Source organism: Devosia sp. P3_B2, from assembly GCF_056402875.1.
Genome location: NZ_JBFUGO010000007.1, coordinates 96671 through 118807 on the forward strand (window position 1 = coordinate 96671; position 22137 = coordinate 118807).

33 protein-coding genes are annotated in these 22137 nt (G+C 64.9%); 19 read left to right on the forward strand and 14 right to left on the reverse strand.

The genetic code is table 11. The features are described from left to right. The first annotated feature begins 13 nt into the window (after window positions 1-13). Together AC1DV8_RS12110 and AC1DV8_RS12115 are read left to right on the forward strand one after the other, a co-directional pair. The gene (locus AC1DV8_RS12110) at window positions 14-301 is read left to right on the forward strand and encodes an ASCH domain-containing protein (RefSeq protein WP_477149539.1); all 288 of its coding nucleotides are present in this window, start codon (window positions 14-16) and stop codon (window positions 299-301) included. After that, window positions 298-768 (forward strand): hypothetical protein, encoded by a 471-nt coding sequence (locus AC1DV8_RS12115; RefSeq protein WP_477149538.1) that lies wholly within the window; start codon window positions 298-300, stop codon window positions 766-768. Before AC1DV8_RS12110 ends, AC1DV8_RS12115 begins: the two co-directional genes overlap by 4 nt. On the opposite strand, the gene AC1DV8_RS12120 is transcribed toward AC1DV8_RS12115, so the two are convergent. After that, complete coding sequence (locus AC1DV8_RS12120) at window positions 765-1127, reverse strand: hypothetical protein (RefSeq protein ID WP_477149537.1); 363 nt, start codon at window positions 1125-1127, stop codon at window positions 765-767. The two genes, AC1DV8_RS12115 and AC1DV8_RS12120, sit on opposite strands and share 4 nt — an antisense overlap. 189 nt (window positions 1128-1316) lie before the next feature. On the opposite strand from AC1DV8_RS12120, the gene AC1DV8_RS12125 reads away from it, so the two are divergent. The 4 genes from AC1DV8_RS12125 (at window position 1317) to AC1DV8_RS12140 (ending at window position 3346) form a co-directional block, all read left to right on the forward strand. Next, window positions 1317-2090, forward strand: coding sequence for a MerR family transcriptional regulator (locus AC1DV8_RS12125; RefSeq protein WP_477157635.1), 774 nt, complete (start codon window positions 1317-1319; stop codon window positions 2088-2090). Window positions 2091-2186: 96 nt separating this feature from the next. Next, complete coding sequence (locus AC1DV8_RS12130) at window positions 2187-2369, forward strand: CsbD family protein (RefSeq protein WP_477157636.1); 183 nt, start codon at window positions 2187-2189, stop codon at window positions 2367-2369. 90 nt (window positions 2370-2459) lie between these two features. Then, on the forward strand, window positions 2460-2810 hold the full coding sequence (locus AC1DV8_RS12135) for a DUF1304 domain-containing protein (protein ID WP_477157637.1): 351 nt from the start codon (window positions 2460-2462) through the stop codon (window positions 2808-2810). Window positions 2811-3040: 230 nt separating this feature from the next. Beyond that, window positions 3041-3346, forward strand: a complete 306-nt coding sequence (locus tag AC1DV8_RS12140; RefSeq protein WP_477149533.1) for a hypothetical protein — start codon at window positions 3041-3043, stop codon at window positions 3344-3346. 39 nt (window positions 3347-3385) lie between these two features. Here AC1DV8_RS12140 and AC1DV8_RS12145 read toward each other — a convergent pair whose 3' ends face one another. Next, a complete protein-coding gene (locus tag AC1DV8_RS12145) occupies window positions 3386-3913 on the reverse strand; it encodes a dihydrofolate reductase family protein (RefSeq protein WP_477157638.1) in 528 nt (175 codons plus the stop codon). A 66-nt stretch (window positions 3914-3979) separates the two neighbouring features. On the opposite strand from AC1DV8_RS12145, the gene AC1DV8_RS12150 reads away from it, so the two are divergent. Continuing rightward, window positions 3980-4540 carry a TetR/AcrR family transcriptional regulator gene (locus AC1DV8_RS12150; RefSeq protein ID WP_477157639.1) on the forward strand — a complete coding sequence of 187 codons (561 nt, stop codon included), beginning with the start codon at window positions 3980-3982 and terminating at the stop codon, window positions 4538-4540. A 60-nt stretch (window positions 4541-4600) separates the two neighbouring features. Beyond that, entirely contained in the window at window positions 4601-5113 is a 513-nt protein-coding gene (locus AC1DV8_RS12155) for a methylated-DNA--[protein]-cysteine S-methyltransferase (RefSeq protein WP_477149530.1), read from the forward strand. A 26-nt stretch (window positions 5114-5139) separates the two neighbouring features. Here AC1DV8_RS12155 and AC1DV8_RS12160 read toward each other — a convergent pair whose 3' ends face one another. Both AC1DV8_RS12160 and AC1DV8_RS12165 read right to left on the reverse strand, forming a co-directional pair. Next, window positions 5140-5700 (reverse strand): gluconokinase, encoded by a 561-nt coding sequence (locus AC1DV8_RS12160; protein ID WP_477157640.1) that lies wholly within the window; start codon window positions 5698-5700, stop codon window positions 5140-5142. Then, window positions 5669-6448: a glucose 1-dehydrogenase gene (locus AC1DV8_RS12165; protein WP_477149743.1), complete on the reverse strand. Its 780-nt coding sequence runs from the start codon at window positions 6446-6448 to the stop codon at window positions 5669-5671. Before AC1DV8_RS12165 ends, AC1DV8_RS12160 begins: the two co-directional genes overlap by 32 nt. A gap of 187 nt (window positions 6449-6635) precedes the next feature. Between AC1DV8_RS12165 and gndA the strand changes: the two genes are divergently transcribed. Further along, window positions 6636-8054, forward strand: a complete 1419-nt coding sequence (gene gndA, locus AC1DV8_RS12170; protein ID WP_477149528.1) for an NADP-dependent phosphogluconate dehydrogenase — start codon at window positions 6636-6638, stop codon at window positions 8052-8054. A 54-nt stretch (window positions 8055-8108) separates the two neighbouring features. Here the strand turns inward: gndA and AC1DV8_RS12175 are convergent, their stop codons facing one another. From AC1DV8_RS12175 to AC1DV8_RS12185, 3 genes are all read right to left on the reverse strand, one after another. Continuing rightward, window positions 8109-9452: a TCR/Tet family MFS transporter gene (locus tag AC1DV8_RS12175; RefSeq protein WP_477157641.1), complete on the reverse strand. Its 1344-nt coding sequence runs from the start codon at window positions 9450-9452 to the stop codon at window positions 8109-8111. A 70-nt stretch (window positions 9453-9522) separates the two neighbouring features. Continuing rightward, window positions 9523-10764 (reverse strand): FAD-dependent monooxygenase, encoded by a 1242-nt coding sequence (locus AC1DV8_RS12180; protein WP_477157642.1) that lies wholly within the window; start codon window positions 10762-10764, stop codon window positions 9523-9525. Window positions 10765-10771: 7 nt separating this feature from the next. Next, window positions 10772-11017, reverse strand: coding sequence for a zinc-finger domain-containing protein (locus tag AC1DV8_RS12185; protein WP_477157643.1), 246 nt, complete (start codon window positions 11015-11017; stop codon window positions 10772-10774). A gap of 261 nt (window positions 11018-11278) precedes the next feature. On the opposite strand from AC1DV8_RS12185, the gene AC1DV8_RS12190 reads away from it, so the two are divergent. The 3 genes from AC1DV8_RS12190 to AC1DV8_RS12200 all read left to right on the forward strand — a co-directional run bounded on the left by AC1DV8_RS12190 (window position 11279) and on the right by AC1DV8_RS12200 (window position 13326). Then, window positions 11279-12037 (forward strand): alpha/beta fold hydrolase, encoded by a 759-nt coding sequence (locus AC1DV8_RS12190; protein ID WP_477157644.1) that lies wholly within the window; start codon window positions 11279-11281, stop codon window positions 12035-12037. Between the two features lie 101 nt (window positions 12038-12138). After that, window positions 12139-12963, forward strand: coding sequence for a serine O-acetyltransferase (gene cysE, locus AC1DV8_RS12195; protein WP_477149523.1), 825 nt, complete (start codon window positions 12139-12141; stop codon window positions 12961-12963). A gap of 144 nt (window positions 12964-13107) precedes the next feature. After that, on the forward strand, window positions 13108-13326 hold the full coding sequence (locus AC1DV8_RS12200; RefSeq protein ID WP_477149522.1) for a DUF3126 family protein: 219 nt from the start codon (window positions 13108-13110) through the stop codon (window positions 13324-13326). Between the two features lie 16 nt (window positions 13327-13342). Here AC1DV8_RS12200 and AC1DV8_RS12205 read toward each other — a convergent pair whose 3' ends face one another. Further along, entirely contained in the window at window positions 13343-14014 is a 672-nt protein-coding gene (locus AC1DV8_RS12205; protein WP_477149521.1) for a hypothetical protein, read from the reverse strand. 99 nt (window positions 14015-14113) lie between these two features. On the opposite strand from AC1DV8_RS12205, the gene AC1DV8_RS12210 reads away from it, so the two are divergent. Beyond that, the gene (locus tag AC1DV8_RS12210) at window positions 14114-14434 is read left to right on the forward strand and encodes a DUF6949 family protein (protein ID WP_477149520.1); all 321 of its coding nucleotides are present in this window, start codon (window positions 14114-14116) and stop codon (window positions 14432-14434) included. A gap of 69 nt (window positions 14435-14503) precedes the next feature. Then, entirely contained in the window at window positions 14504-15028 is a 525-nt protein-coding gene (locus tag AC1DV8_RS12215; RefSeq protein ID WP_477149519.1) for a GrpB family protein, read from the forward strand. Between the two features lie 3 nt (window positions 15029-15031). On the opposite strand, the gene AC1DV8_RS12220 is transcribed toward AC1DV8_RS12215, so the two are convergent. The 3 genes from AC1DV8_RS12220 to AC1DV8_RS12230 form a co-directional block, all read right to left on the reverse strand. Further along, entirely contained in the window at window positions 15032-15655 is a 624-nt protein-coding gene (locus tag AC1DV8_RS12220; RefSeq protein ID WP_477157645.1) for a transglutaminase-like cysteine peptidase, read from the reverse strand. A 138-nt stretch (window positions 15656-15793) separates the two neighbouring features. Next, complete coding sequence (locus tag AC1DV8_RS12225; RefSeq protein WP_477149517.1) at window positions 15794-16417, reverse strand: PilZ domain-containing protein; 624 nt, start codon at window positions 16415-16417, stop codon at window positions 15794-15796. A 105-nt stretch (window positions 16418-16522) separates the two neighbouring features. Then, window positions 16523-17185 carry a PAS domain-containing protein gene (locus AC1DV8_RS12230; RefSeq protein WP_477149516.1) on the reverse strand — a complete coding sequence of 221 codons (663 nt, stop codon included), beginning with the start codon at window positions 17183-17185 and terminating at the stop codon, window positions 16523-16525. 185 nt (window positions 17186-17370) lie between these two features. On the opposite strand from AC1DV8_RS12230, the gene AC1DV8_RS12235 reads away from it, so the two are divergent. Next, complete coding sequence (locus tag AC1DV8_RS12235) at window positions 17371-18120, forward strand: rhomboid family intramembrane serine protease (protein ID WP_477157646.1); 750 nt, start codon at window positions 17371-17373, stop codon at window positions 18118-18120. Next, window positions 18117-18338 carry a SlyX family protein gene (locus tag AC1DV8_RS12240; RefSeq protein WP_477149514.1) on the forward strand — a complete coding sequence of 74 codons (222 nt, stop codon included), beginning with the start codon at window positions 18117-18119 and terminating at the stop codon, window positions 18336-18338. The genes AC1DV8_RS12235 and AC1DV8_RS12240 overlap by 4 nt, the downstream gene beginning before the upstream one ends. On the opposite strand, the gene hisI is transcribed toward AC1DV8_RS12240, so the two are convergent. Together hisI and AC1DV8_RS12250 are read right to left on the reverse strand one after the other, a co-directional pair. Beyond that, window positions 18332-18778 (reverse strand): phosphoribosyl-AMP cyclohydrolase, encoded by a 447-nt coding sequence (gene hisI / locus AC1DV8_RS12245; protein WP_477157647.1) that lies wholly within the window; start codon window positions 18776-18778, stop codon window positions 18332-18334. The genes AC1DV8_RS12240 and hisI overlap by 7 nt on opposite strands. Before the next feature lie 44 nt (window positions 18779-18822). Further along, entirely contained in the window at window positions 18823-19668 is an 846-nt protein-coding gene (locus tag AC1DV8_RS12250) for an AraC family transcriptional regulator (RefSeq protein WP_477157648.1), read from the reverse strand. 213 nt (window positions 19669-19881) lie between these two features. On the opposite strand from AC1DV8_RS12250, the gene AC1DV8_RS12255 reads away from it, so the two are divergent. Beyond that, window positions 19882-20550: an outer membrane protein gene (locus AC1DV8_RS12255; RefSeq protein WP_477157649.1), complete on the forward strand. Its 669-nt coding sequence runs from the start codon at window positions 19882-19884 to the stop codon at window positions 20548-20550. A gap of 18 nt (window positions 20551-20568) precedes the next feature. Here AC1DV8_RS12255 and folE read toward each other — a convergent pair whose 3' ends face one another. Continuing rightward, window positions 20569-21186, reverse strand: a complete 618-nt coding sequence (gene folE, locus AC1DV8_RS12260) for a GTP cyclohydrolase I FolE (protein ID WP_477149510.1) — start codon at window positions 21184-21186, stop codon at window positions 20569-20571. 155 nt (window positions 21187-21341) lie between these two features. Here folE and AC1DV8_RS12265 point away from each other — a divergent pair, with 155 nt between their 5' ends. Both AC1DV8_RS12265 and yidD read left to right on the forward strand, forming a co-directional pair. After that, window positions 21342-21794 (forward strand): iron-sulfur cluster assembly scaffold protein, encoded by a 453-nt coding sequence (locus tag AC1DV8_RS12265; protein WP_477157650.1) that lies wholly within the window; start codon window positions 21342-21344, stop codon window positions 21792-21794. Continuing rightward, entirely contained in the window at window positions 21794-22105 is a 312-nt protein-coding gene (yidD, locus tag AC1DV8_RS12270) for a membrane protein insertion efficiency factor YidD (RefSeq protein WP_477149508.1), read from the forward strand. The genes AC1DV8_RS12265 and yidD overlap by 1 nt, the downstream gene beginning before the upstream one ends. Window positions 22106-22137 lie beyond the last annotated feature (32 nt).

Genomic DNA, 22137 nt, shown 5'->3' on the forward strand with positions numbered 1-22137 from the left:
GGAGGAGTGCCGGATGCTGTTGAAGCTGGACGTGCTGGAGGCGATCAAGCGCGGCGAGATTTCGCTGCAGTTCCGGCGCTGGACCCGACCGACGGTGAAGCCGGGCGGCACGTTGAAAACCAAGGTGGGGCTGCTGCAGATCGGGCGCATCGTCGACATGTCGCCCGATGCGGTGACCGAGGCGGACGCGAAGCGGGCAGGGTTCAGGGATGTGGCGGAGTTCCGCAAGTGGCTCGGCACGATGAAGGAAGGTCCGCTGTTCCAGCGCATCGAGGTGAGCTACCTCGGGGACGCACCATGATCCGGGTGGCGGCGTTGATGCTGATGTTGTCGGTGGCGCCGGCGATGGCGCAGGAGACCTGCACGAACTGGACGGCGGGAATGCAGGAGGACGAGGGCGGCCCGGTGTACACCGCGTCGGCCTGTGCCACCGATCGGCCGGACGCCTACCTGTCGCTCACCTGTTCGAGTGGGCAGGTGTACCTGCGCTACGACCTAGCGGCGGGTGCCGAGCGGTTGCCGGATCTCGGGGAACAGACCGATGTCGATTTCACCTTTGGCGTTTCCACGCAGCGCCTCGCCATGAGTTACGAGGAAATGGATGGCCGGCATGCTGGGGACGTGCCCGCGAATGGACCGCTGATGGCGCTGATGAAGTCGGGTGAGGGGCTGAGCATCGTCGATGCCGACGGGCGCTATCCCGTGCACACCTTCAGTCTGGTTGGGTCGTCGGCGGCACTGGGGAAACTGGTTGCACAGTGCCGCTAGGCGCGCAGGCGTTCGCGTAGCCAGGGCTGATCGTCGAGATGCGGCCCGGTGACGGAATAGCGGCCGAGCGAGCCTTCGAGCGTGCGCTGCAGGACGACGAGGGCCCGGACCCATTCGGTGTAGAGGCGGCGCGAGCGGCGCACGCCATCGAGCGAAACGCAGCGGGTATGGGCCGCATGCCAATCGGGACGGCGGGCTTCGCGGGCGAAGCGGCGGATCACCGTGGCGTGCGGGACAGGCAGGGCGAGGACGGCCCAATAGACCGTCAGCGCATCCGGATCGGCCGCCTTGGCGCTCTCCACCGCCTGGACGCGAAAGGCCCAGATGAGCAGGTCCTGAATTTCGATACGTTGCGGCATTTCACCTCGCAGGCACTCTCTTAGTGCGTGAGGAACGGCCGATGAAATACCGAGTTTCCACATTTCGCCGCGATAGCCTGAGGGCTGGTTGACGCGGTGTGAAGCCAGCCGTCACAGCTTCTGCGCAAATCGATATTGACCCTCACGTAGCGTCAGGGACTATCCACCGTCCCGCGGAGAACGCGCGCGATGAAGGTTTTGACGGTCAGGCAGGCAGCTAAGGTATCCGGGGTATCGGTCCGGACGCTGCACCACTACGACCAGATCGGCCTCCTGAGGCCCGCTTTCACCGGGCAGAACCGCTATCGCTACTATGGGCAGGAGGAATTGCTGCGGCTGCAGCAGATTCTCCTGCACCGCGAACTCGGCATTCCGCTGGGAGAGATCGGCGCCATCCTCGATGCGCCGGGCTTCGACCGGCTGGAGGCGTTGCGCCAGCAGCGCCAACGGCTGAGCGAGGAGGCGAAGCGCTATGCCCAACTCGTCAGGACGATCGACCGCACGATCGCCAGTCTTGAAGGAGATCGCGCGATGAGAAACGCGGATTTGTACAAGGGCGTCTCGCCCGACAACCAGGCCGAATATGAGGCCTGGCTGGTGGAGCAGTTTGGCGGCGACATGCCGGAGCGCATCGCGCTCAGCAAGCGCGAGTATGAGAGCTTGTCGGAAGCCGAGAAGCAGCAGCTCAACCAGGAACTGCACGATATGGAGCAAGGGCTGGCCGAAGGCTTGCGTCGCGGCGTGCCGATGGGCTCCCCCAGTCTCGATCCGCTGCTCGGGCGGCATCGGGCGTGGGTGTCCCGGATGTGGGACAAGCAGTGCCCACCGGAGGCCTATGCCGGACTGGCGGACCTCTACCTATCGCACCCCGACTTCATTGCCCGCTACGAGGCGATCGAGCCTGGGTTCGCCGACTACCTGTCGGGTTCGATGAAGGTCTACGCGCGGCGCCTCGCCACGTGATCGTGGCGAGGAGTTAATTCGCCGTAGGGCCGGAACGTTTGTTTCCGGCAGCGCATTATCTGCCCCGAATGCCAACCTTCTGGGGAGACCGGAAAAATGCACAAAGACGAGATCAAAGGCGCCGCCAAGGAAGCCCGCGGCAACGTGAAGGACGCGGTCGGCAAGGCGACCGGCGACCGCAAGCTGCAGGCCGATGGCGCTGCGGACAAGGTCGAAGGCAAGATCCAGAAGGCCGCCGGCAAGGTCAAGGAAGCGGCACGCGACGCGCTCAAGCACTGACCTGTTCGCTTGCCCATTGCTGACGAAAAGGCCGCCCTCGTGGCGGCCTTCTTGCATTAGGCTCGCCCGAGGCAACACGGAGTCGCGCGCATGATCGGCAGCATTCTCACGGGGGTGGTCGCCCTCATTCACGTCTACATCCTGATTCTCGAGATGTTCCTGTGGGACAAGCCGCAGGGGATGAAGGCGTTCGGCACCGCGTCGGCTTTTGCCGCCGAGACCAAGACGCTGGCGGCCAACCAGGGGCTCTACAACGGCTTCCTTGCTGCAGGGCTGATCTGGGGCATCTGGCTGGGCGAGGCGGGCGACCCGGTCAAGGTGTTCTTCCTCTTGTGCGTTGCGGTGGCAGGTCTGTTCGGGGCGGTGACCGCGAGCCGCAAGATCCTGTTTGTACAGACGATTCCCGCCGTGGTGGCGCTGATAGCTGTGTGGCTCGCCTGAGCTTATGCACAGGAGGGCAACTACTTAAGGGCAGAAATTGCCCATCATCTGTAACTTGGGTAACGTTCCATCCGGCGGGCGTGATCTGAGGGGTAACCGGCAATGCAGCAGCCGTATTTCTGGCGCATCGCGCCGCTTCAATGAACTCGCGGAAAGAGTTGTCCGCGGCTTGGGCGGACGCGACGCGGGACGGTGCGTGGTCGCGCCATCAAACTGAGGCGCGACCCACGGTGAAGCAGGTGGTTTTCTTGGTCGACTTCGGCATGGTGAGCCATGGGCTCGCCCCGCTGTTCGTCGACGGCCACGCCACCGAGATCGGCTTCTGGGGCTTTTCCAGCGACATCATCCGGCGGCTGACACGGCTCAACGAGCTCTACGATCGCCAGGTCAACTGGGACGATCCGGGCGACCCCACCTGGCGCATGTCGGAGCGCGACCGCAACGAGTTCAACGCGCTGCTGCCCTTCCTCGTATCGGAACTGCAGATCGCGCTTGGCGACAAATGGGAAATCGTCGTGCAGAGCGAGCCGATCTAGGTTCGCCGGAATGACATCGCGTGTGAGGAACCATCGCGCTCACTCGAAGCTGTAATGTAGCCGCACACATCCCGTGCCGAGCGTACTCGACGACAGCAGCTTGATGCTCTTGTTGAACCCGGTCGGCGGGAACAGCGGGTAGCCGCCGCCCAGCAGTTGCGAGATCACGTAGATCTCGATCTCGTCGAGCGCGCCGCGCTCCATGAACGCCATCTGCAGCTTGCCGCCGCCCAGCATCCAGACGTCGCCGTCGTCGAGGGCGCGCAGTTCGGCGACCAGCGCATCGATATCGGTGCGGGTCTCGAGCGCGCCGATCGGGTCGGGCAGGGGGCGGGAAGTGACGACGATGGTGCGCTGCTCGCCATAGGGCCAGGGGATATTCTCCTTGACCAGCCAGTCATAGGTACCGCGCCCCATCACCACGGTGCGGATGCGCTTGATGAACAGGTTGTAGTCGAACTCGCCAAGCTGCATGTCGGTGCGCTGCGTCAGCCAGGCGAGCGACTCGTCCGGAGCGGCGATAAAGCCGTCGAGGCTGCTGGCGATGTAGCCGAGGATGCGGGCCATTTCGATTCTCCTTGTTCGTGAGTGCAGTAGCCGTTTATAAACGAATATTCGTTTACATTGGAAGCCATGGCAAGACCCAGGAAGATTTCGGACGAGGATGTCGTCGAAGCGGTGGCCGCGATGGTCTCGCGCGAAGGGCCGGCTGGGCTCACGTTCGCCTCGGCCTCAGCGGTAACCGGCTTGTCTCCTGCGACCTTGGTGCAGCGCTATGGCAATCGCGAGGCGCTGCTGCGCGCGGCGCTATTGTGGATGTGGGACCAGCTCGATCTCACCACCGCCGGTGCGGACGCAGCCCACTCGGTCGATCCGGAGGGCGCCATCGCCATGCTGGTTCGCATGTCAGCGGGCTACGGCGTCGGCGATGAGGCCGGGCAGGGGCTGTTGCTGCTGCGCGAGGATTTTCGCGATCCGGTGCTGCGGACGCGAGGCGTGGCCTGGAACAAGGTGCTCACCGAGGCACTGGGGCGCCGGCTGAGTGACGACCCAGCACGGCAACTGGTGCTCGGTCGGCTGATGGCCAGCCAGTGGCAGGGCGCGGTGCTGTGGTGGGGCTTTTCGCGCGAGGGCACGCTGCGCAGCTTCCTGCGCCGGGAGTTGCGCGAATGGCTCACGGCAATGGGACTGTAGGGTCAAAACCGGCTTGGGTGAAGGCCGCCGTCGCACTACATTGAGGTCATGCGCTACCGGATGCTCGATACCGCTCTCGGACCCATGGCGATCGGCTGGACCGATGCCGGGATTTCGCGCGTGCTGCTGCCGGGCGATACGCCGGAGGAGATGCGGGCGCGGCTGGAGAAGGCGGGCGGCGTAGAGGATGCAGGCGGGCAGCCGGAGGTTGCGGCACGTATCCTCGCCTATGCCGAGGGTGCAAATGACAACTTCGCCGATGTCGAGCTGGACTTTGCGGGCATTCCGGCTGTGAACCGGCGCATCTACGAGCATATCCGCGAGCTTGCCTGGGGCGAGACCACGACTTACGGGGCCATCGCCCGCTGGCTTGGCGATGTGGCGCTGTCGCGTGCTGTAGGCGGCGCTATGGGCGCCAACCCGATCCCGCTGATCGTCCCGTGCCACCGGGTGCTGGCCGCGGACGGCCGGACCGGGGGATTCTCGTCGCCGGGCGGCGTCAGGGCGAAGATGGAGATGCTGGCGCTCGAGAAGGCCGCATCGCCGACGGGACAGTTCTCGTTCGGGTTCTAGGGGCTTGGCCTGGTGAGGGCAGTGAACTACTGCCCCCGCTTGAACACCTTCAGATGCCCCAGCTGCTTCACCACCTTCGTGGCGATCGCTTCCACCGGATCCTCGATCGATACTGCCAGCACATTCTCGTCCGGGCCTGGCCGCTCCAGTGTTGCGAACTGGCTGTCGAGCAGTTTTGGGCTCATGAACTCGTGCTGGCGGGCCTCGATGCGCTTCCTGATCATGTCGATGTCGCCATCGAGGAAGACGAAGAGGATCGGCTCGCCGGCCTTCTCGGTGAGGAAGTCGCGGTAGGCGCGCTTCAGCGAGGAGCACGCGCCGACGGCGACACCCTTCTGCTCGGCGGCCTCGTGCAGGGCGCCGGCCAGCGTCTCCAGCCAGGGCCAGCGGTCCTCGTCGGTGAGCGGGATGCCATTGCGCATCTTCTCCTTGTTGGCGGGCGGGTGGTAGCCGTCGCCATCGAGGAACGGGGCATGCAGCCGCCGGGCTATCGCCGCGCCGGTGGCGGATTTGCCCGACGACGACACGCCCATCGCGATGATGATGCGGGCATTCTCAAACGGTGGCAGTGAAGGCGCCGTCGACATAAAGGATGTGTCCGTTGACGAAGGAAGAGGCTTCGGAGGCGAGGAAGACCGCGGCGCCGCCCAGTTCGGCGGGTGCGCCCCAGCGCCCCATCGGCGTGCGCTTTTCAATCCAGGCGTTGAATTCCTGGTTCTCGATCAGGGCGGTGTTCATCTCGGTGCTGATGTAGCCCGGCGCGATGCCGTTGACGTTGAGGCCATGCTTGGCCCAATCGACGGCCATGCCGCGGGTGAGGTTGGCGATTGCCGCCTTGCTCGCCGCATAGGGCGCCACCGTGGGGCGGGCAAAGTTGCTCAGCACCGAGCAGATATTGATGATCTTGCCGTACTTGCGCGCGATCATGCCGCGGGCCACCGCCCGGCCGACGATGAAGGCGGAGGTCAGGTTGGTGTCGATGACCTGTTTGAACTTTTCGAGCGGCCACTCCTCGAGCGGCGCACGGTGCTGGATGCCGGCATTGTTCACGAGGATATCGATCTGGCCGATCTCGTTCTCGGCGTGAGCGATGGCGTCATCGACGCTGTCCTCGCTGGTGACGTCGAAGGCCAGCGCCTTGATGCCGAGGGCGCCATCATCTGCGAGCCGGGCCGCGGCGCTGCCGAGCGCTTCGGGATCGCGGCCGTTGAGGATCACTTCGGCGCCGGCGCCGGCGAGCGCTGCAGCAATGCCGAAGCCAATGCCACGGCTCGAGCCGGTCACCAGGGCGCGCTTGCCGCTCAGGTTGAAAAGAGAAATCGAGTCCAAAGTCAGTGGCCCTCCCAGGCTCAGGCGGCGCGAGACTAGTGGATGAAGCGCGGCTTGATAAGACCAAGCGACCACCTCGCTGAGGGACGTACACAGGGCAGGCGTGCGCCGGGCTTCGAGGGGTGGCGTTCGGGCGTTGCCCGTGCCAAAAAGCCGCGCAATGAAATCCTGATAACTCCCAATGGAGATAATGATGGCGTCTGCCGATATCGGCCTGATCGGGCTCGCAGTTATGGGGTCCAATCTGGCGCTCAACATCGCCGAGAAGGGCTACACCATCGCGGTCCACAACCGCACCGCTTCCAAAATCGATGATTTCGTTGCGACGGCCAAGGAGCAGGGGCTGGATCAGAAGGTCGTGCCCGAGGCCGACCTCGTGAAGTTCATCCAGTCGGTGAAGCGTCCCCGTTCGATCATCATCATGGTCAAGGCCGGCAAGCCGGTCGATGAGATGATCGAGCAGCTGCTGCCGCACCTCGAAGCCGGCGACGCCATCCTCGAATGCGGCAACTCGCTGTTCACCGACACGCAGCGCCGCTTCGACTATCTTACGCCCAAGGGCATCGGCTATCTCGGCATCGGCGTCTCGGGCGGCGAAGAGGGCGCGCGCCATGGTCCCTCGATCATGGTCGGCGGCGCCGAGCAGCAGTGGAAGAACGCCCAGCCGATCCTCGAGGCGATCTCGGCCAAGTTCAACGGCGAGCCGTGCTGCGCCTATCTGGGTGAAGGCGGCGCTGGCCACTTCGTCAAGATGATCCACAACGGCATCGAATATGGCGACATGCAGATGATCGCCGAGGTCTATGGCGTGATGCGCGACGGCCTTGGGATGGACCCGAAGGCCGCCTCGGATGTGTTCAAGGGCTGGAACAACGGGCCGCTCAACTCGTACCTCATCGAGATCACCGGCTATGTGCTGGAAGCGACGGAGCCGAAGACCGGCAAGCCGCTGGTCGAGCTGATCCTCGACAAGGCCGGGCAGAAGGGCACGGGTACCTGGACCGCCATCGCGGCGCAGGAACTGGCGGTGCCGGCGACGGCCATCGAAGGCGCCGTCGCGGCGCGCTCGATCTCATCGCGCAAGGAAGAGCGCATCGCCGCAGAGGGCGTCTACGGCAAGCGTTCGGCCGGCAAGGCCAACGTGTCGCTCGAAGAGCTCGAGAAGGCCCTGCTGGCGGGCAAGATCGTCTCCTACGCGCAGGGTTTTGCGGTGCTGGCCAAGGCGTCCGAAGTGCACGGCTGGAACCTGCCGCTCGCCACCATCGCCAAGATATGGCGTGCCGGCTGCATCATCCGCTCGCGCTTCCTCGACCAGATGTCGGCGGCCTATGCCAAGGGCGAGGCCACCAACCTGCTTATGGTGCCGGATTTCGTGACCATCATGAAGGACGCCCACAAGTCGCTGCGCAAGATCGTCGCCGAGGCCGCCATCGGCGAGTTCCCGATGATCTGCCTGTCGGCCTCGCTGGCTTACTTCGACAGCTACCGCCAGGCGCTCGGCACTGCCAACCTGACCCAGGGCCAGCGTGACTTCTTCGGCGCCCACGGCTTCATCCTGATCGACCGCGAAGGCGAGCAGCACGGCAAGTGGCCGTCGACGCTGGGGAAGTAAACCCTGGGTACGGCGCCTAAGAAATCCCCGCGGAAGCGGGGGTTTTCGTTTTTGCTACTCGCCCGCCGGGCGCTCGATCGGATCGCCGTTCTCGTCGTGCGGTGGCGTCTGCTGCTGGCCGGGCTGGCCCATTTCGTGGATGTGCGGCTTCTTCGAGACCGAAGGGCGATGCGTCAGGTCGAAGCGCCGCACCGTGTAGACGAATAGCGCCGCGGCGCAGACCACTAGAATGCCGGCGCCGAGGAACGGTGCGCCCGGAAAGTAGCCAGGCTGGCCTGGCTCGGCCTGGGTGAAATGGCTGAACAACTGCGTCGCGAGCAGCGGGCCGAGGATCGAGGCGAGCGAGTTCGTGGCGTTGATCGCGCCCTGCAGCTCACCCTGCGCGTCGTCGGACACTTGGCGCGACATCAGCGAGTTGATGGCAGGGCCAGCGAGGCCGGCGAGCGAGCCGAACACCAGGAAGCCGTAGAGCGGCAATGCGGAGTGGATGAAGGCGGTGCCGGTAAAGGCGATGGCCGCCGCCAGCATGCCCAGCAGCACGGTCGACCATTCGCCGATCCGCTTGGTCACCGGGCCGATCAACAGCGCCTGGCTGATGGCGAAGCCGATGCCGAAGGCGCCCAGCGCGACACCAATCTGCGCCGACGAGAACTTCAGCACCTCGATGGTGAAGAAGTTCCACACCGACGGGAACGACTGGCTGGCGAGAACGAACAGCCCCAGCGACGCCATCAGCCACAGCACGACCGGGTTCTTGCTGAGGCTCCACAGCACGCCGAACGGGTTGGCGCGGCGGATGTCGAACGGACGACGCTTGTCCTTGGCGAGGCTCTCGGGCAGCACGAAGAAACCGAACAGCAGGTTGGCGCCGGCCAGCACCGCGGCGGCGTAGAATGGCCAGCGCGGGCCGAGTTCGCCGAGCAGGCCGCCAATGACCGGGCCGAAGATGAAGCCGAGCCCGAACGCCGCGCCGATGAGCCCGAAGCGGTGGGCGCGCTTCTCCCGGGGGGTGATGTCCGCGATGTAGGCCGTGGCCGTTGCGACCGAGGCGCCGGAAATGCCTGCGATGGTGTGGCCGATGAAGATCAGCACCAGCGAGTTGGCGAGGCCCATGATCGTATAATCAATCGTCAGGCCCGCGAGCGCTATCAGGATGATCGGTCGGCGGCCGAACCGGTCGGAGAGGTTGCCGAGCGCCGGTCCGAACAGAAACTGCATCAAGGAGTAGGCGAAAACGAGATAGCCGCCAATGACAGCCGCCTGCGCGACGCTGCCGCCCGAGAGCTGTGTGATCAGCTGGGGCAGCACGGGCAGGATGATGCCGTAGCCCAGCATATCCAGGAAGATCGTGATGAGCACGCAGGCGAGCGTGAGATTGGATTGCGGAGAGACGGGCATGCGGGGCGCTATTCCCAATTTGGAGCGGCAGTTGACACATCACCCCCAGCGAAGGCAAGCGCCATGCGGCTCAGTGGACGTCCTGTCGCGGTAGCCGCGGTGCGGGTGGCAGGCCCTCGGGATCGGGCGCCGCGTCATAGCCGTAGAGCCATCCTAGGCGCTTCAGATGCCCGCGCGGACCCTGCAGTTTCACCACGGCGTTACGTGCAATCGTGAATGGCCACTCGAGGTGGAAGGCGGCGCCATTGGCGTTCGAAAGCTTCCGCACCCGCTCGACGCGCGGCTGGCGCAACGCGGCGTAGCGGCGGAGCGCCGAGGTGGCATCGGCCTCGGTCATAAGCAGCGGCGCGAGGATCGCCGCGTCCTCGATCGCCATGGCGGCCCCCTGTGCCTGGAACGGCAGCATGGCGTGTGCCGCGTCGCCGATCAGCCCGACGCCGCCCTCCGACCAGGTCGGGGTGGCGACCGTCGAAATCGGCCAGTAGCCCCAGTCCTCGCCGGCGGCCTCGCGGATGGCATCGAAAGCACGGCTCTTCATGGCAGCCCATGGCAAGTCGGGCGCTTTCGGCGGCTCGCCGTGGAAGGCGCGCTCGGACTTCACCTTGGCGAACAACGCGACATTGATCTGGCGGCGATGCGGTAACGGGTAGGTTACGGCATGATAGCCCGGTCCCCAGAGCAGGCTGGTGCGTCCGGGCAGCAGCACCTTGTCGAGGTCGTGCTGCGCCAGCGTGATCCGCCAGGCGACCATTCCCGAATAGGTGGCCTCCGGCCCCATCAGCACGCCCATCCGAGTGCGCGAGTTCACGCCGTCGGCGCCGATGAAAGCGAAGGCGCGGGCCGAGCGCGATCTGCCGTCGGCCTCGTCGACAGTGACGGAAACGCCGCGCGCATGGCTCACCACGTCATAGGCGCGGACGCCGAACAACATGTCGATATTGGCGAAGCGCTTGCAGGCCCGGTACAGCACGTCGGCGAGGTCGGCGCGGTGCATCACCGTGTAGGGCACGCCGAAGCGCTGCTCCATGATGCGGCCAAGCTCCAGCGTCACCAGTGGGTCGCGTGCGCCGTAGGGATAGACGTCGATACCATCGGGCTCGAACGCCTTGGCCGCGAGGGCCTTGTCGAGCCCGAGGCGGTTGAGGATCTTGCGGGCGTTGGGGCTGACCTGCAGGCCGGCGCCGACTTCCTGCACCTCGGCATTGCGCTCGAGCACGACAACGGTGGCGCCGAACTTGGCCAGCGCCAGCGCCAACGTCATGCCGGCAATGCCTGCCCCGGCGATGTAGACGGTGCGTCCGTTGCCGGACATCGGGAAATCAGGCGGCTTCGGAGTGATACACGGCCGAGAGCGGCTCGGAGGTGCCCGGCGCCAGCTCCGGGTTGAACACGTAAAGGGTCGAGCAATAGGAGCAGACGACCTCGTTGTCCTTGCCCATGTCGATATATATGTGCGGGTGATCGAACGGGGGCAGGGCGCCGACGCACATGAACTCCTTGGAGCCGACCTCGATGCGCGGCAAACCCTGGGTATTGTGGAAGTGCGGGGTGCTCTCGTGCGCCATCGGATGGTCCTCGGTTCGAATTCGGGCGGAACATAGCGGCGAGAGCGGTGGAAGCCAAGAGATACGCTTGCCTTGTGCGCGTTGAACCCCACCCCTGTCCCCTCCCCCTAAGAATGGGGAGGGAGACGCTGACCGCGATAGTGGTGAAGGGTTCTCCCTCCCCAGCAGGGGGAGGGGATAGGGGTGGGGTGCACAGCCACAGGGCTTTGACTGGTCGCACCGACTTGCTAAACCCAGCCCCCAACCGAAAAGGCTGCTCCCGTGCTCCAGTTCAACTCCGCCGGCATCTCCATCGCCTATGAAGTCCATGGCGAGGGCAAGCCGATCCTCCTGATCCACGGCTTCGGCTCGTCGGGGAAGATCAACTGGATCGACACCGGCTGGGTGGAGACTCTGATCGGCGCCGGCTACCAGCCCATCACGTTCGACAATCGCGGGCATGGCGCGTCGCGCAAGCTCTACGACGCGCAGCTCTATTTCGCCCACGAGATGGCCAAGGACGCCAAGCGCCTGCTCGACCACCTCGGCATCAGCAGGGCCCCGATCATGGGGTACTCTATGGGCGCTCGGATCGCCGCGTACCTGATGCTGCAGGAGCCGCAAGCGGTGAGCGCCGCCATCTGGGGTGGCATGGGGCTCAACCTCATCTCGGGGCTCGAGGATAGCGAGGAGATCATCGAGGCGCTGACCGCCGAGTCGCTCGCGGAGGTCACCGGCCGTACCGGGCGGCAGTTCCGCATCTTCGCCGACCACAACAAGGCCGACCGCGCGGCGCTGGCGGCCTGCATGGTCAATTCGCGCGAGCCGATGCGCGAGGCCGACGTGCGTCGCATCGAGCAGCCCGTGCTGGTCGCCGTGGGCAGCGACGACGACATGGCCGGCTCCGCTGCGGCACTCGCCGAACTCCTGCCGCGTGGCGAGGCGTTCACCATCGAGCGGCGCGATCACATGCGTGCGACGGGCGACAAGCAGTTCAAGACGGCAGCACTGGAATTCCTCGCGCGGCAGCCCGCGGAGTAACCATTCAACGCGAGTTCAGCGGCGGCGAACCAATCTGTGCGGTAATGGTTGGTATCGGAGCACGATTTGTCTTATATCGGCGTTCGCCGATGGAGATGCGGATGAGCACGAATTTGAAGACGGCCAATGTTACGGCCATGGATCCGGTCTGGGATGCAGTGGTTTCGGGCGCGCGGCATGTGGTTGCCAGCGAGCCCTCGCTCACCAACCTGCTGTACTCCAACGTGCTCAACCACGACAGCTTCGAGGGTGCGCTGGCGCACCGGCTGGCCGAGCGGCTGGACCATCCGGATGTCTCCGCCGACCTGATCCGCCAGGCTTTCAGCGAGGCGCTGGAGGCGCGCCCAGAGATCGGGCTCGAGTCGCGCGCTGACCTCGCGGCGACGCTGGAGCGCGATCCGGCGCTGCACAAGGCGGTCGATTGCTTCCTCTATTTCAAGGGCTTCCACGCCATCCAGACGCACCGCTTCGCGCATGCGCTGTGGCTGAACGGCCGCAAGGATTTTGCGCTTTATCTGCAGAGCCGGTCGAGCGCGGTGTTCCAGGTCGACATCAATCCGGCGGCGCGGATCGGCAAAGGCATCATGCTCGACCATGCCACCGGGTTCGTGGTCGGCGAGACCGCCACGATCGGCGATAACGTCTCGATCCTCCAGGGCGTGACGCTCGGCGGCACCGGCAAGTCCGAGGAGGACCGCCATCCCAAGATCGGCAATGGCGTGCTGATCGGCGCCCATTCGGTCGTCCTGGGCAACATCAAGGTCGGCGACTGCGCGCGCATCGGCGCGGGCTCGGTGGTGGTGAAGGAAGTGCCGCCGCGGGTGACCGTCGCCGGCGTGCCGGCACGCATCATCGGCGAGGCGGGCACCCCGCATCCGGCCTCGGTGATGGACCAACTGGCGGTGGTGCAGGACCTTACCGGCTGAGTCTGCGGCCTGCCTAGGTTCGGCTCCGCCGTATTTGCGCCATTCGCTGCAGGAAAAAGCACGCCGCGGGATTGCTCGCCGGGTCGCAATGCCTATTGTGGCGATCCCAAATCGACACCCAAGAATGCCCCTGAAGGAGCCGCCATGAACCATCCCGAAATCATCAAGCTCCAGAAATTTCTGCAGCAGAAGTTCGGCAACCGGCAGATCGACGTCCGTCCGCGCAACAAGCAGAACGACAGCGTCGAAGTGTATCTGGGCGAGGAATTCCTTGGCCTGATCTATGTCGACGACGAGGACGGCGACCGCTCGTACAACTTCCAGATGGCCATCCTGGACGTCGACCTGGACGAGATCCACTAAGGTAGCATCGGGGGCGCTACAGCGCCCCGATCTCGCCCAGGCGCGCGCTCAGCTGAGCATCGAAGTCGCGCCAGTGCGCCAGCGCGGTCTCGGGGAAGGCGTAAACCGCCGCAACGCCGGGGCCCAGATACACCGTTCTCAGGCACTGTCCCGCAGTCGCGGGTGGAATCGGCTTCGAGCATTTGGCGACAAATGGGTCGGCCGATAGCGCATCGTACCAGACTGTCTCATCGGCATAGCCACCATCGGGCCGCAACGGCTTGCCCACCAGTCCGGGCGGACCGGTGAGCTGCTCGGGCAGGAACTGGTGGAGGTACACGCCATCGAGCAGGGCCGCGCTGGGACGGGCCCGGCTGCGTGGCAGCAGCGTCACGTCCACCGGTTCGATATGGCCCTCGACGCCGAGCGGCAGCTCCAGGCGCAAGTCGATCTGCTTGGCGAAGCCTTCGACGCGCTGCTCCTCGTAGCGGAACCAGGACAGGGGAATCTCGAGATCGTGGCCGCCCAGGGTGCGGGTCAGCGTCGTCTCGGTGTCGAGGCGATGTGCCTGGATGCGGGCGCCGCGGCCCGCCGCATCGATCAGGTAGGCGACGCCAATCCCCAGCAGGCCGAGCACCACCGCGATGGCCGCCAGATTGAAGCCGATGGCGCTGTGTTGCGCCTTATGAGCCTGAGCCTCACCGGCCATTTGTGTGAATTAACCAGTCTTGTGTGCGTCAGGTGACAGTCCAATGGGCGCCGGATATGCTTAACAAAGAGTTAAGATATTGGTGCGGGGGTTGCGCGTATGCTCAGGGAATTGCTGCTGGCAGGACTGATCATGGCCGTTGGGCTGGCCATCGCCGGGGTAGGGACCTACCTCTATCAGTGGGTAAGCAAGTCGCAGGCGGTGCTGCGCTACGACGGCAAGACCCTTGCCCATAGCCTCGGCAACCTGGGCCTGAGCTTCGTGTGCGGCCCGATGATCATGCTGCAGATGGGCTGGCAGAACGACCGCAAGGGTACGCTGTCGGTCAGCATGGCGCTGGTTGCGGCATTCATCGCCTTCGGCTGGGCTTTCATTACAGGCCTGATGTTCGTCGGCAGCTATTTCGCCATCATCCCGTAAAGCGCGTTCGGCTTCGCGGCTCCGGCTTATCAGTCTGCAGCGCCCGCCGCATCGCTGAGGAGATGATGGATGCCGCCCGCCTTTCCCGTGGTCCTGAAATCGCACGACCCGCAATGGGCCGGCGCAGCCGAGCGTGAAGCCGAGCGGCTGCGCGGGGTCCTGGGCGACAGGCTGCTGCATGTCCATCATATTGGATCGACCTCGATCCCCGGCCTCGTGGCCAAGCCGATCCTCGATCTGATCCCGGTGGTACGCTCGCTCGCAGCGCTTGGTGCAGCGCAGGGCAAGCTGGAAGCTCTCGGCTATGCGTGGTGGGGCGAGTACGGATTGCCGGGTCGCCGTTATTTGACGCTCGACGACGCGGTGCAGGGCAGGCGGCTTGTACAACTGCACTGCTATGCCGAGGCCAGTCCGGAGATCACCCGGCACCTGGCGTTTCGCGACTATCTACGCGCGCGTCCGGATCTGGTTGCCGAGTATGAGGCGATCAAGCGGCGCTGCGCCGCGGCCCACCCGGATAGCTCGCACGCCTATGGCGATTGCAAGGGCGAGTGGGTGAAGCGGACCGAGACCGAAGCGCTTGCGGCGCGCTGACGTTTACTTCGAGGCGACGAAGGTGGCGCGGGGATCGACGATATCGACCCACTGGCTGGCGTCGGCCTGCGACTGGCGCTTGAGGAACTGGTAGGGCGTCTCGTTCCAGAGCAGCACGCGGCTGTCCTGGTTATCGAGCACGAGGTCGCCGCGGTCGGTGCGGACCATCAGCACGGCATGACCGGTGCCCTTGGTCTCGCGGACCACGGTCATCAGCAGGGTCGAGGGGTTCCAGCCGGCCTCGATCAGCGCCTTGCGCTTGGCGAGGGCGAAATCCTCGCAGTCGCCGTAGCCGTCGGGATAGGCCCAGTACTCGGCGACTTTGTAGTAGTCCTCGTCGGTTACGGCGACGATGGCGCTGTTGATTACGTTGTTGATCTGCACCAGCTCGTTCCAGCGCGCTTCGCTGAGGCCCATCGCCTGGACCGCGTGCGGGTTGGCTTTGCATTCGCCGCGATGCGTCTTGCAGAACTCAGAGGCGCCCACCGGAATGCTGGTGATGCCGCCTGCGGGGGCGAAGGCAGGGTTGGTGAAATCGACCTGGTCGGCGCGTGCCGGCATGGCGAGAATGAATGCCGCCATCCCGATTGCGACTGCCGCTGCGATGAACCCTTTGAACTTCGACATCGTGGTTGCCCCCTGACGGAAGCCACGATGCCCGGGCCAAATTGCCCCGAACGAAAAACTGCAAGCTAGTTTTTATGCGAATTAGAACGGTCCCGGTGAGGACTCGTTAGGCATAGCGAAGCGGTTGGGAAACGGGGGTTAGTTGACCCGCAGGTTCTGCTGCACGACGGTCAGCATTTCCTGGGCTGAGACGAACTCGACGCCAACGCCATCGGCGAAATGGCGGACGACGCGGGCGCGCATGCGGCCCAGCGTGACCGGCGTGCCCATGGCGGGACGCACGGCGAGCTCGATGGCAGCGCCGGAGAGCGAGATGTCGATGATCTTGCAGTTGTAGCGGCGGCCATCGTCGAGCACGACGGTCGAATGGCGGTTGTCGGGCACCACGCGCTCGTGCCGGCGGTCTTCCGGCAGGTTGAGCAGGTCCTTGTTGGCGAGCCAGGTGAGCTGGGCCGCCATCTTGTCGCGCTTGCGGAGGGTCGCGACGACATCCATCTTGAAGCCGCCGTCGATGATATCAGTCACGTCGCCCTCGATGCGACCGAGGTGGTCGATATAGGCGATCACCTTCTCGCCCGGTCCGCCCGAAATGGGGGCAATGACCACGGCGTCGCCGGGAGACATCTCCAGCACCTGGCAGGGGAATTCACGACGATCGCTGAGCATGTAGCGGCCGAGCAGCGATACCTTTACGCGCTGAAAGCGTGGCAGCTGCGCGTAAGAGCGGGCAGGTCGCGCCGAGCGGGTATTTTCGGTGAGCATATGAACGACCTGCCGGGGGCCAAGCGATTGATTGGCCTAGGCTAGTCCACTCTTGGTTAACCGAAGGTAAGGCTTGCGGCGCGGAATGCTCCAAAGTGCCGATTTTTAGCGCCGCCCGCCGTCGATCACCGCCAGGTGGGCATAGCGGCGGGCGGTGCGGCCAAAAACCGTGGCGCTCATCGGGGTAGGGACCGACGCACCGGCGCTGGCGAAGACCAGGTCTTCGGCCGGCACCGCGGTCGCCATTTCCGCGGTCATGTCCGCCAGCGACACGTCGTCCGGCCAGATCAGCCGCAGGCCCGTGATGCGCTGCTCCATGATCGGCTGCACGCCGAACCAATAGGGCTCGTCGATCGAGGTCATGGCGCCGAGCAGGCGCGTCTGGGTGGAGCCGTTGTGACGCAGTGGCAGGAGGATCGTCTCGACCGACAGGCGCGTGTGCACCGCCGTCGTGCCCTGGAACGTGACGAGGGCAACCGCATGATCCTCGGTGACGGCGCGGACCAGGGTGTCGATGGCGTCGCGGTCACGTTCGTGCCACAGACGCGTAAAGGAGCGGCCCTTGAGCTCGCGGGCATAGGCCGAACAGAGATGCGAGCCGGCAAGCCGGAAGTCGAATTCGCTGGAATCGTTGAGTTCCAGAATGAACGTGTTAGCCAGTGCGGTGCGGATGCGGGTGGGGTCGATGTCCCGCCGATCCGGAGCGCTGCGCGAACCACGAAGCGCATTCCAATAGTCGAACAGCGCCTTGGTGCTGGCCTTTTGCATAGTCTTTTTGCCTTGTTCCCAAACCCCCGGATCGTCTCCCGGGAAGGGACGACCGCCGCAGAGCCATAGAGTGTCAAACCCGGCGGCGGAAATCGCCCTTAAACAATTGTTAGGGTTAACGTGGCGGACCCCGTGTGGATAATTCGGGGGATTGGGCTACAAAGCCCGGAAAACCGGGAGCTTTCATGTCCGACGAGCAAAAAACCCAGGGAACACAGGGGCCTGAGCCCCATCAGCCGGCGATCCTGCTGCCCGGGGTGATCACCGCGCTGCTGGGCCTGATGCTGGCCGTACATCTCGCGAGAGCCTTCGTTCTTAACGAGTCCGGGGACCTTCAGCTGATCTACTGGCTCGCCTTCATCCCGGCTCGCGCGATTGCCGCAGGGCAGTTTGAAGGGGGGTGGATACCGCTCCTCTGGACACCGTTCACGCACGCCTTCCTGCATGCCGGATGGGACCACCTTTTAATCAATTGCGCCTGGTTGGCCATTTTTGGCACCCCGGTCGCCCGCCGCTACGGCCCCGCCGCCACGGTGATTCTCTTCCTCGTCACTGCTGCCGCGGGCGCCGCGGCGTTTGCCGCGACGACCCTGCCGGATGTGCAACTGTTGATCGGTGCCTCGGGGGGCGTCGCCGGGCTCACGGGCGTTGCCTGCCGCTTCATCTTCCAGCCGGTGATTGTGGCTCGCGATCCCGAGACCGGCGAGGAGTTAGTGCTGGGCCGCCGCATGGCGAGCCTTGGCGAGTTGATGCGCAACCAGCGTGCGGCCTTCTTCATTGTGGTCTGGCTGGTTCTCAACGCTGCCGTGCCGTTCCTGCCCCTATTGATCGGGCAATCGATCGGCATCGCCTGGCAGGCCCATCTGGGCGGTTTCCTCGTCGGCCTGTTCCTCACGCCGCTGTTCGAGCGCCGCCCGCAGGAGAGTACGAAATGAGCGACAGCCCAGAACTCACCGAGCGAATCGTCACGCTGGAGACGAGGATCGCCTTTCAGGATCAGGCCATCGAGGAACTGAACGCGGCTCTTGCCGAGCACTTCAGGGAAATCGAGGCGCTGAAGCGCGACCTGCATAATCTCGGCGCGCAGCTCCGCGACGTCGAATCCCACCCGGCGCTAGCGCCGGGCGTTGAGCCTCCGCCGCCGCATTACTGAGGCTTGTAGACCTCGGCCGGATCGAACAGCCGGGGCTCGCCGGTGTGGCGGAGCGTCGTGCTATCCTCGACGATGCGATAGAAGCAACTCTTCCGGCCGGTGTGGCAGGCGGCGCCGCGGCCGGTCTGTTCGACCAGCATGAGGATAGCGTCCTGGTCGCAGTCGACCGAGAGTTCGACCACCCGCTGGATCTCGCCGGACGTCTCCCCCTTTTTCCAGAGGGCCTTGCGCGAGCGAGAGTAGTAGTGGACCTCGCCCGTCTCGATGGTGCGTGCCAGCGCCTCAGCGTTCATGAAGCCGACCATCAGGACCCGGTTCGATCCGGTCTCCTGGGCCACAGCTGTGATCAAGCCGTGCGCATCGAACTTGGGGGCAAAGATGGTGCCCTCGTCGCGCTGCTCGTGATCGAGGGTGTTGGGGTCGGCAAAGGTTGTGCTCATGGGCCGGTTCTATCCCGCGCACGGCCTCGGCTCAATCCATGCGCCTAATCTTCGAGCGCGATCCAGATATCGAGCGATCCAAGTCCGGTCCGTGGATTAAAGGCGTCGCCATAGTGCTCGATGTAGCTATGGGGCGCCTGCTTCTTGCGATAGCCGGAACTCGGCAGCCACTCGCTGAAGATGGCGTCGAGCGTCGAGAAGATCGTGGTAATGTGGCCGCGATGGGTGAGCCGGGCATAGCGTTGCGCCGGCACTACGACCTCGTCGAACTCGGGCGGCAACTCCGCGCCTTCCCCCACCTCCATGGCGCAAATGTACTCGGTCGTTCCGTCCTCGGGGAAGTAGCGCCCACAGGTGCCATAGGTGCTGCAGTCGCCGATCGCGCCGTGCACGTTGCCGACATAGTGGCTGAACCGCTGCCACTGGGCGGGAATCGAAGGGCCGAGCGGCAACTTGTGACGGCCCATGATGCCGGCGAGGCGCATGGCAGGACGCCTCTCGATGACCGGCGCGCTGAGCGTAACCTGGGTTATGGGGTCGAGGCGCATCGGCTGTAGCAGCGGTAGCTCGGCGAGCGAACGCCGGCGCCGCAGGTCCTCGGGCGTCAGCCCCATGAGGTCGCGAAACGCGCGCGTGAAGGCTTCGTGCGAGCCGTATCCGGCATCGAGCGCGACGCCCAGGATGTCCGGCGCCCCACCGGCGAGGGCCTTGGCGGCCTCGGTAAGCCTGCGACCGCGCAGGTAGTGCTTGATGGAGTAGCCGGTTTCTTCGGGAAAGATGCGCGACAGGTGATAGCGCGACACCCCGGCATGCACCGCCAGCTCTTCGAGCGTCAGCGGCATGCCGAAGCGGGACTCGATCATCCAGAGGGTCTTGGCGACGGCGGACATGGGCTCACCCTATGCCCGGCAGTCATACCACACTTGATCGCAGTTGCGGTCCCGAGTGAGCTTAGGTCCCTTCGATCGGTGGAAGTACTTAGCCGGGTGTTGCAGCGACAGCACGCGCCGTCAATTTCGCAGCAGCAGCGGATGTGCGATCGGCAGAGAACTTGCCGGCCTTGCCTGCAGGTGCCTCTATATCGGCCAGTATTGGGGGCTAAAATGAAACGGACAATTGCATCATTGGCCGGCCTTGCGCTGGCAATACAGGTGGCGCCGGCATTGGCATTCGACTGGAACGGCTTTTACGCCGGCGTGAGCGCCGGTTACAGCGTCGGCCACTCCGACGCGGCCTACGATGCCCCGGATATCCTCGCGCCGTTCAGCACGTTCAACCTCGACAGCGACCCCACGGGCGCCTTTGTCGGCGTCACCCTGGGCGGCAACGCGGCAATGAGCAGCGGTCTTGTCGTCGGCGTCGAGGGCGACCTGTCCTACGGCAACATCACTGACACGATCGCGGACGACTTTGCGACCTATCGCGGCGACCTGGGCAACACCATCACCTCGACCTCCGACTTTTCCGGCGCGCTGCGCGGTCGTCTCGGCTTCGACGGTGGTGAGTTCCTGCCGTTCCTGACCGCCGGCCTCGCCGGCGCACACGTCAAGGTTGAGGCGACCGACGGTAACCTCAGCGATGACGCGACGCTGTTCGGGTGGACTGCGGGGGCGGGCGTGGAGCTCGCGACGAGCGACAGCATGACCGTCAAGGCCGAATATCTCTACACCGACCTCGGCGAGCACACGTGGTTCGAGGGTGCACTCTGGTCGTCGACGTCGCATTCCACGTCGAACGCAATCCGGCTCGGCCTGAACTTCGCCCTCGACTGAGCAGCGCCGGCTTCCGGCTCAGCGCTTGCCGATCATGGCGAAGAAGCGGTCCTGCTCGTTGCGATCCTCAGCGAACACCCCGGTGAAGCGCTGGGTGATGGTCAGGGCGCCGTGGGCGCGCACGCCGCGCATCGACATGCACATGTGCTCGGCCTCGATCATCACGGCGGCGCCGCGTGGGTTGAGGTGCTCGTTCACCGCGTCGATGATCTGCGCCGTCATGTTCTCCTGCACCTGCAGGCGGCGGGCGTAGACCTCGACCAGACGAGCCAGCTTCGATAGGCCCACCACGCCGTCATGGGGCAGGTAGGCGATGTGCACCTTGCCGAAGAACGGCACCATGTGGTGCTCGCAATGCGATGAGAACGGGATGTCGCGCACCAGCACGACGTCGTCGTAGCCGCCGACGTCCTTGAAGGTGGTCTGCAGGATTTCCCGCGCGCTCTGGTGGTAGCCACCGAAGAACTCGCCATAGGCGTCGGTGACGCGGTGGGGGGTATCGAGCAGGCCCTCGCGGCTTGGGTCATCGCCCGCCCAGGCGATCAGCGTGCGAACGGCCTCCTCGGCCTCCGCGCGGCTGGGGCGGGTGATTTCAGAGACGAGCTTGGCGTGCTGCGGCTTGGCGCTGGCGTCCATCTTGTGGTTCCTCGGTCAATAGCAGGCGACAGACGCAATACGTCGCCCCACGGTTCCCGGTGTTGTCAGTGACGATGGACGCCGCTGACTTGTTGCATCTCGATGATTATATAGGTTGCCGACGAACGCGGCCAAGGAACAGTTTCGCGAAAAAGATGGAACTCAGCGATCTTTATTCGGACCGGATCCTCGAACTCGCCGGCAATCAACCACGACCGGGTCGCCTCGCCGATCCCGACGCCAGCGCCCGCAAGGTCAGCCGGGTGTGCGGCTCGACCATCGAGGTGGACATCAATGTCGCCGACGGGGTGATCACCGGCTATGGCCATGACATCCAGGCCTGCGCGCTGGGACAGACCTCCGCCGCAGTGGTCGCGACCCACGTAGTTGGAACCCCGGTAGCGGAGTTTCGGCGCGTTCGTGACGAGATGACGGCGATGCTCAAGGCCGACGGCCCGCCGCCGTCTGGCGAGAAGTGGGCTGATCTCAAGTACCTCGAACCGGTCCGCGAGTACCGTCCGCGCCACACCTCGACGCTGCTGGTGTTCGACGCAGTGTGCGAGGCGCTCGACAAGCTCGAAGCTCCGCGGGTGGCGGCCACCGGCTGATGCAGCGCGCCGTGCACGTGTTCTGGACCATCGTCGACTGGCCCTTCAAGCTCGTCTCCTACGTGCTGATCCAAGGCTATCGCTACTCGCTGTCGATGTTCATGGGCCGCAACTGCCGGCACTCGCCCACCTGCTCGGAATTCACCCGCGACGCCATCTGGCGGCACGGGTTCTGGCCTGGGGGCTGGATGGGCGTAGCTCGGATCGTGCGCTGCCGGCCGGGCGGCACGCACGGGTACGATCCGGTGCCGGAAGCGGTGCCGGAGACGGCGCATTGGTATGTGCCGTGGACTTATGGGCGCTGGAAGTAGCAGTTCACACCGATTGCGGAGCGTTGGGCGGG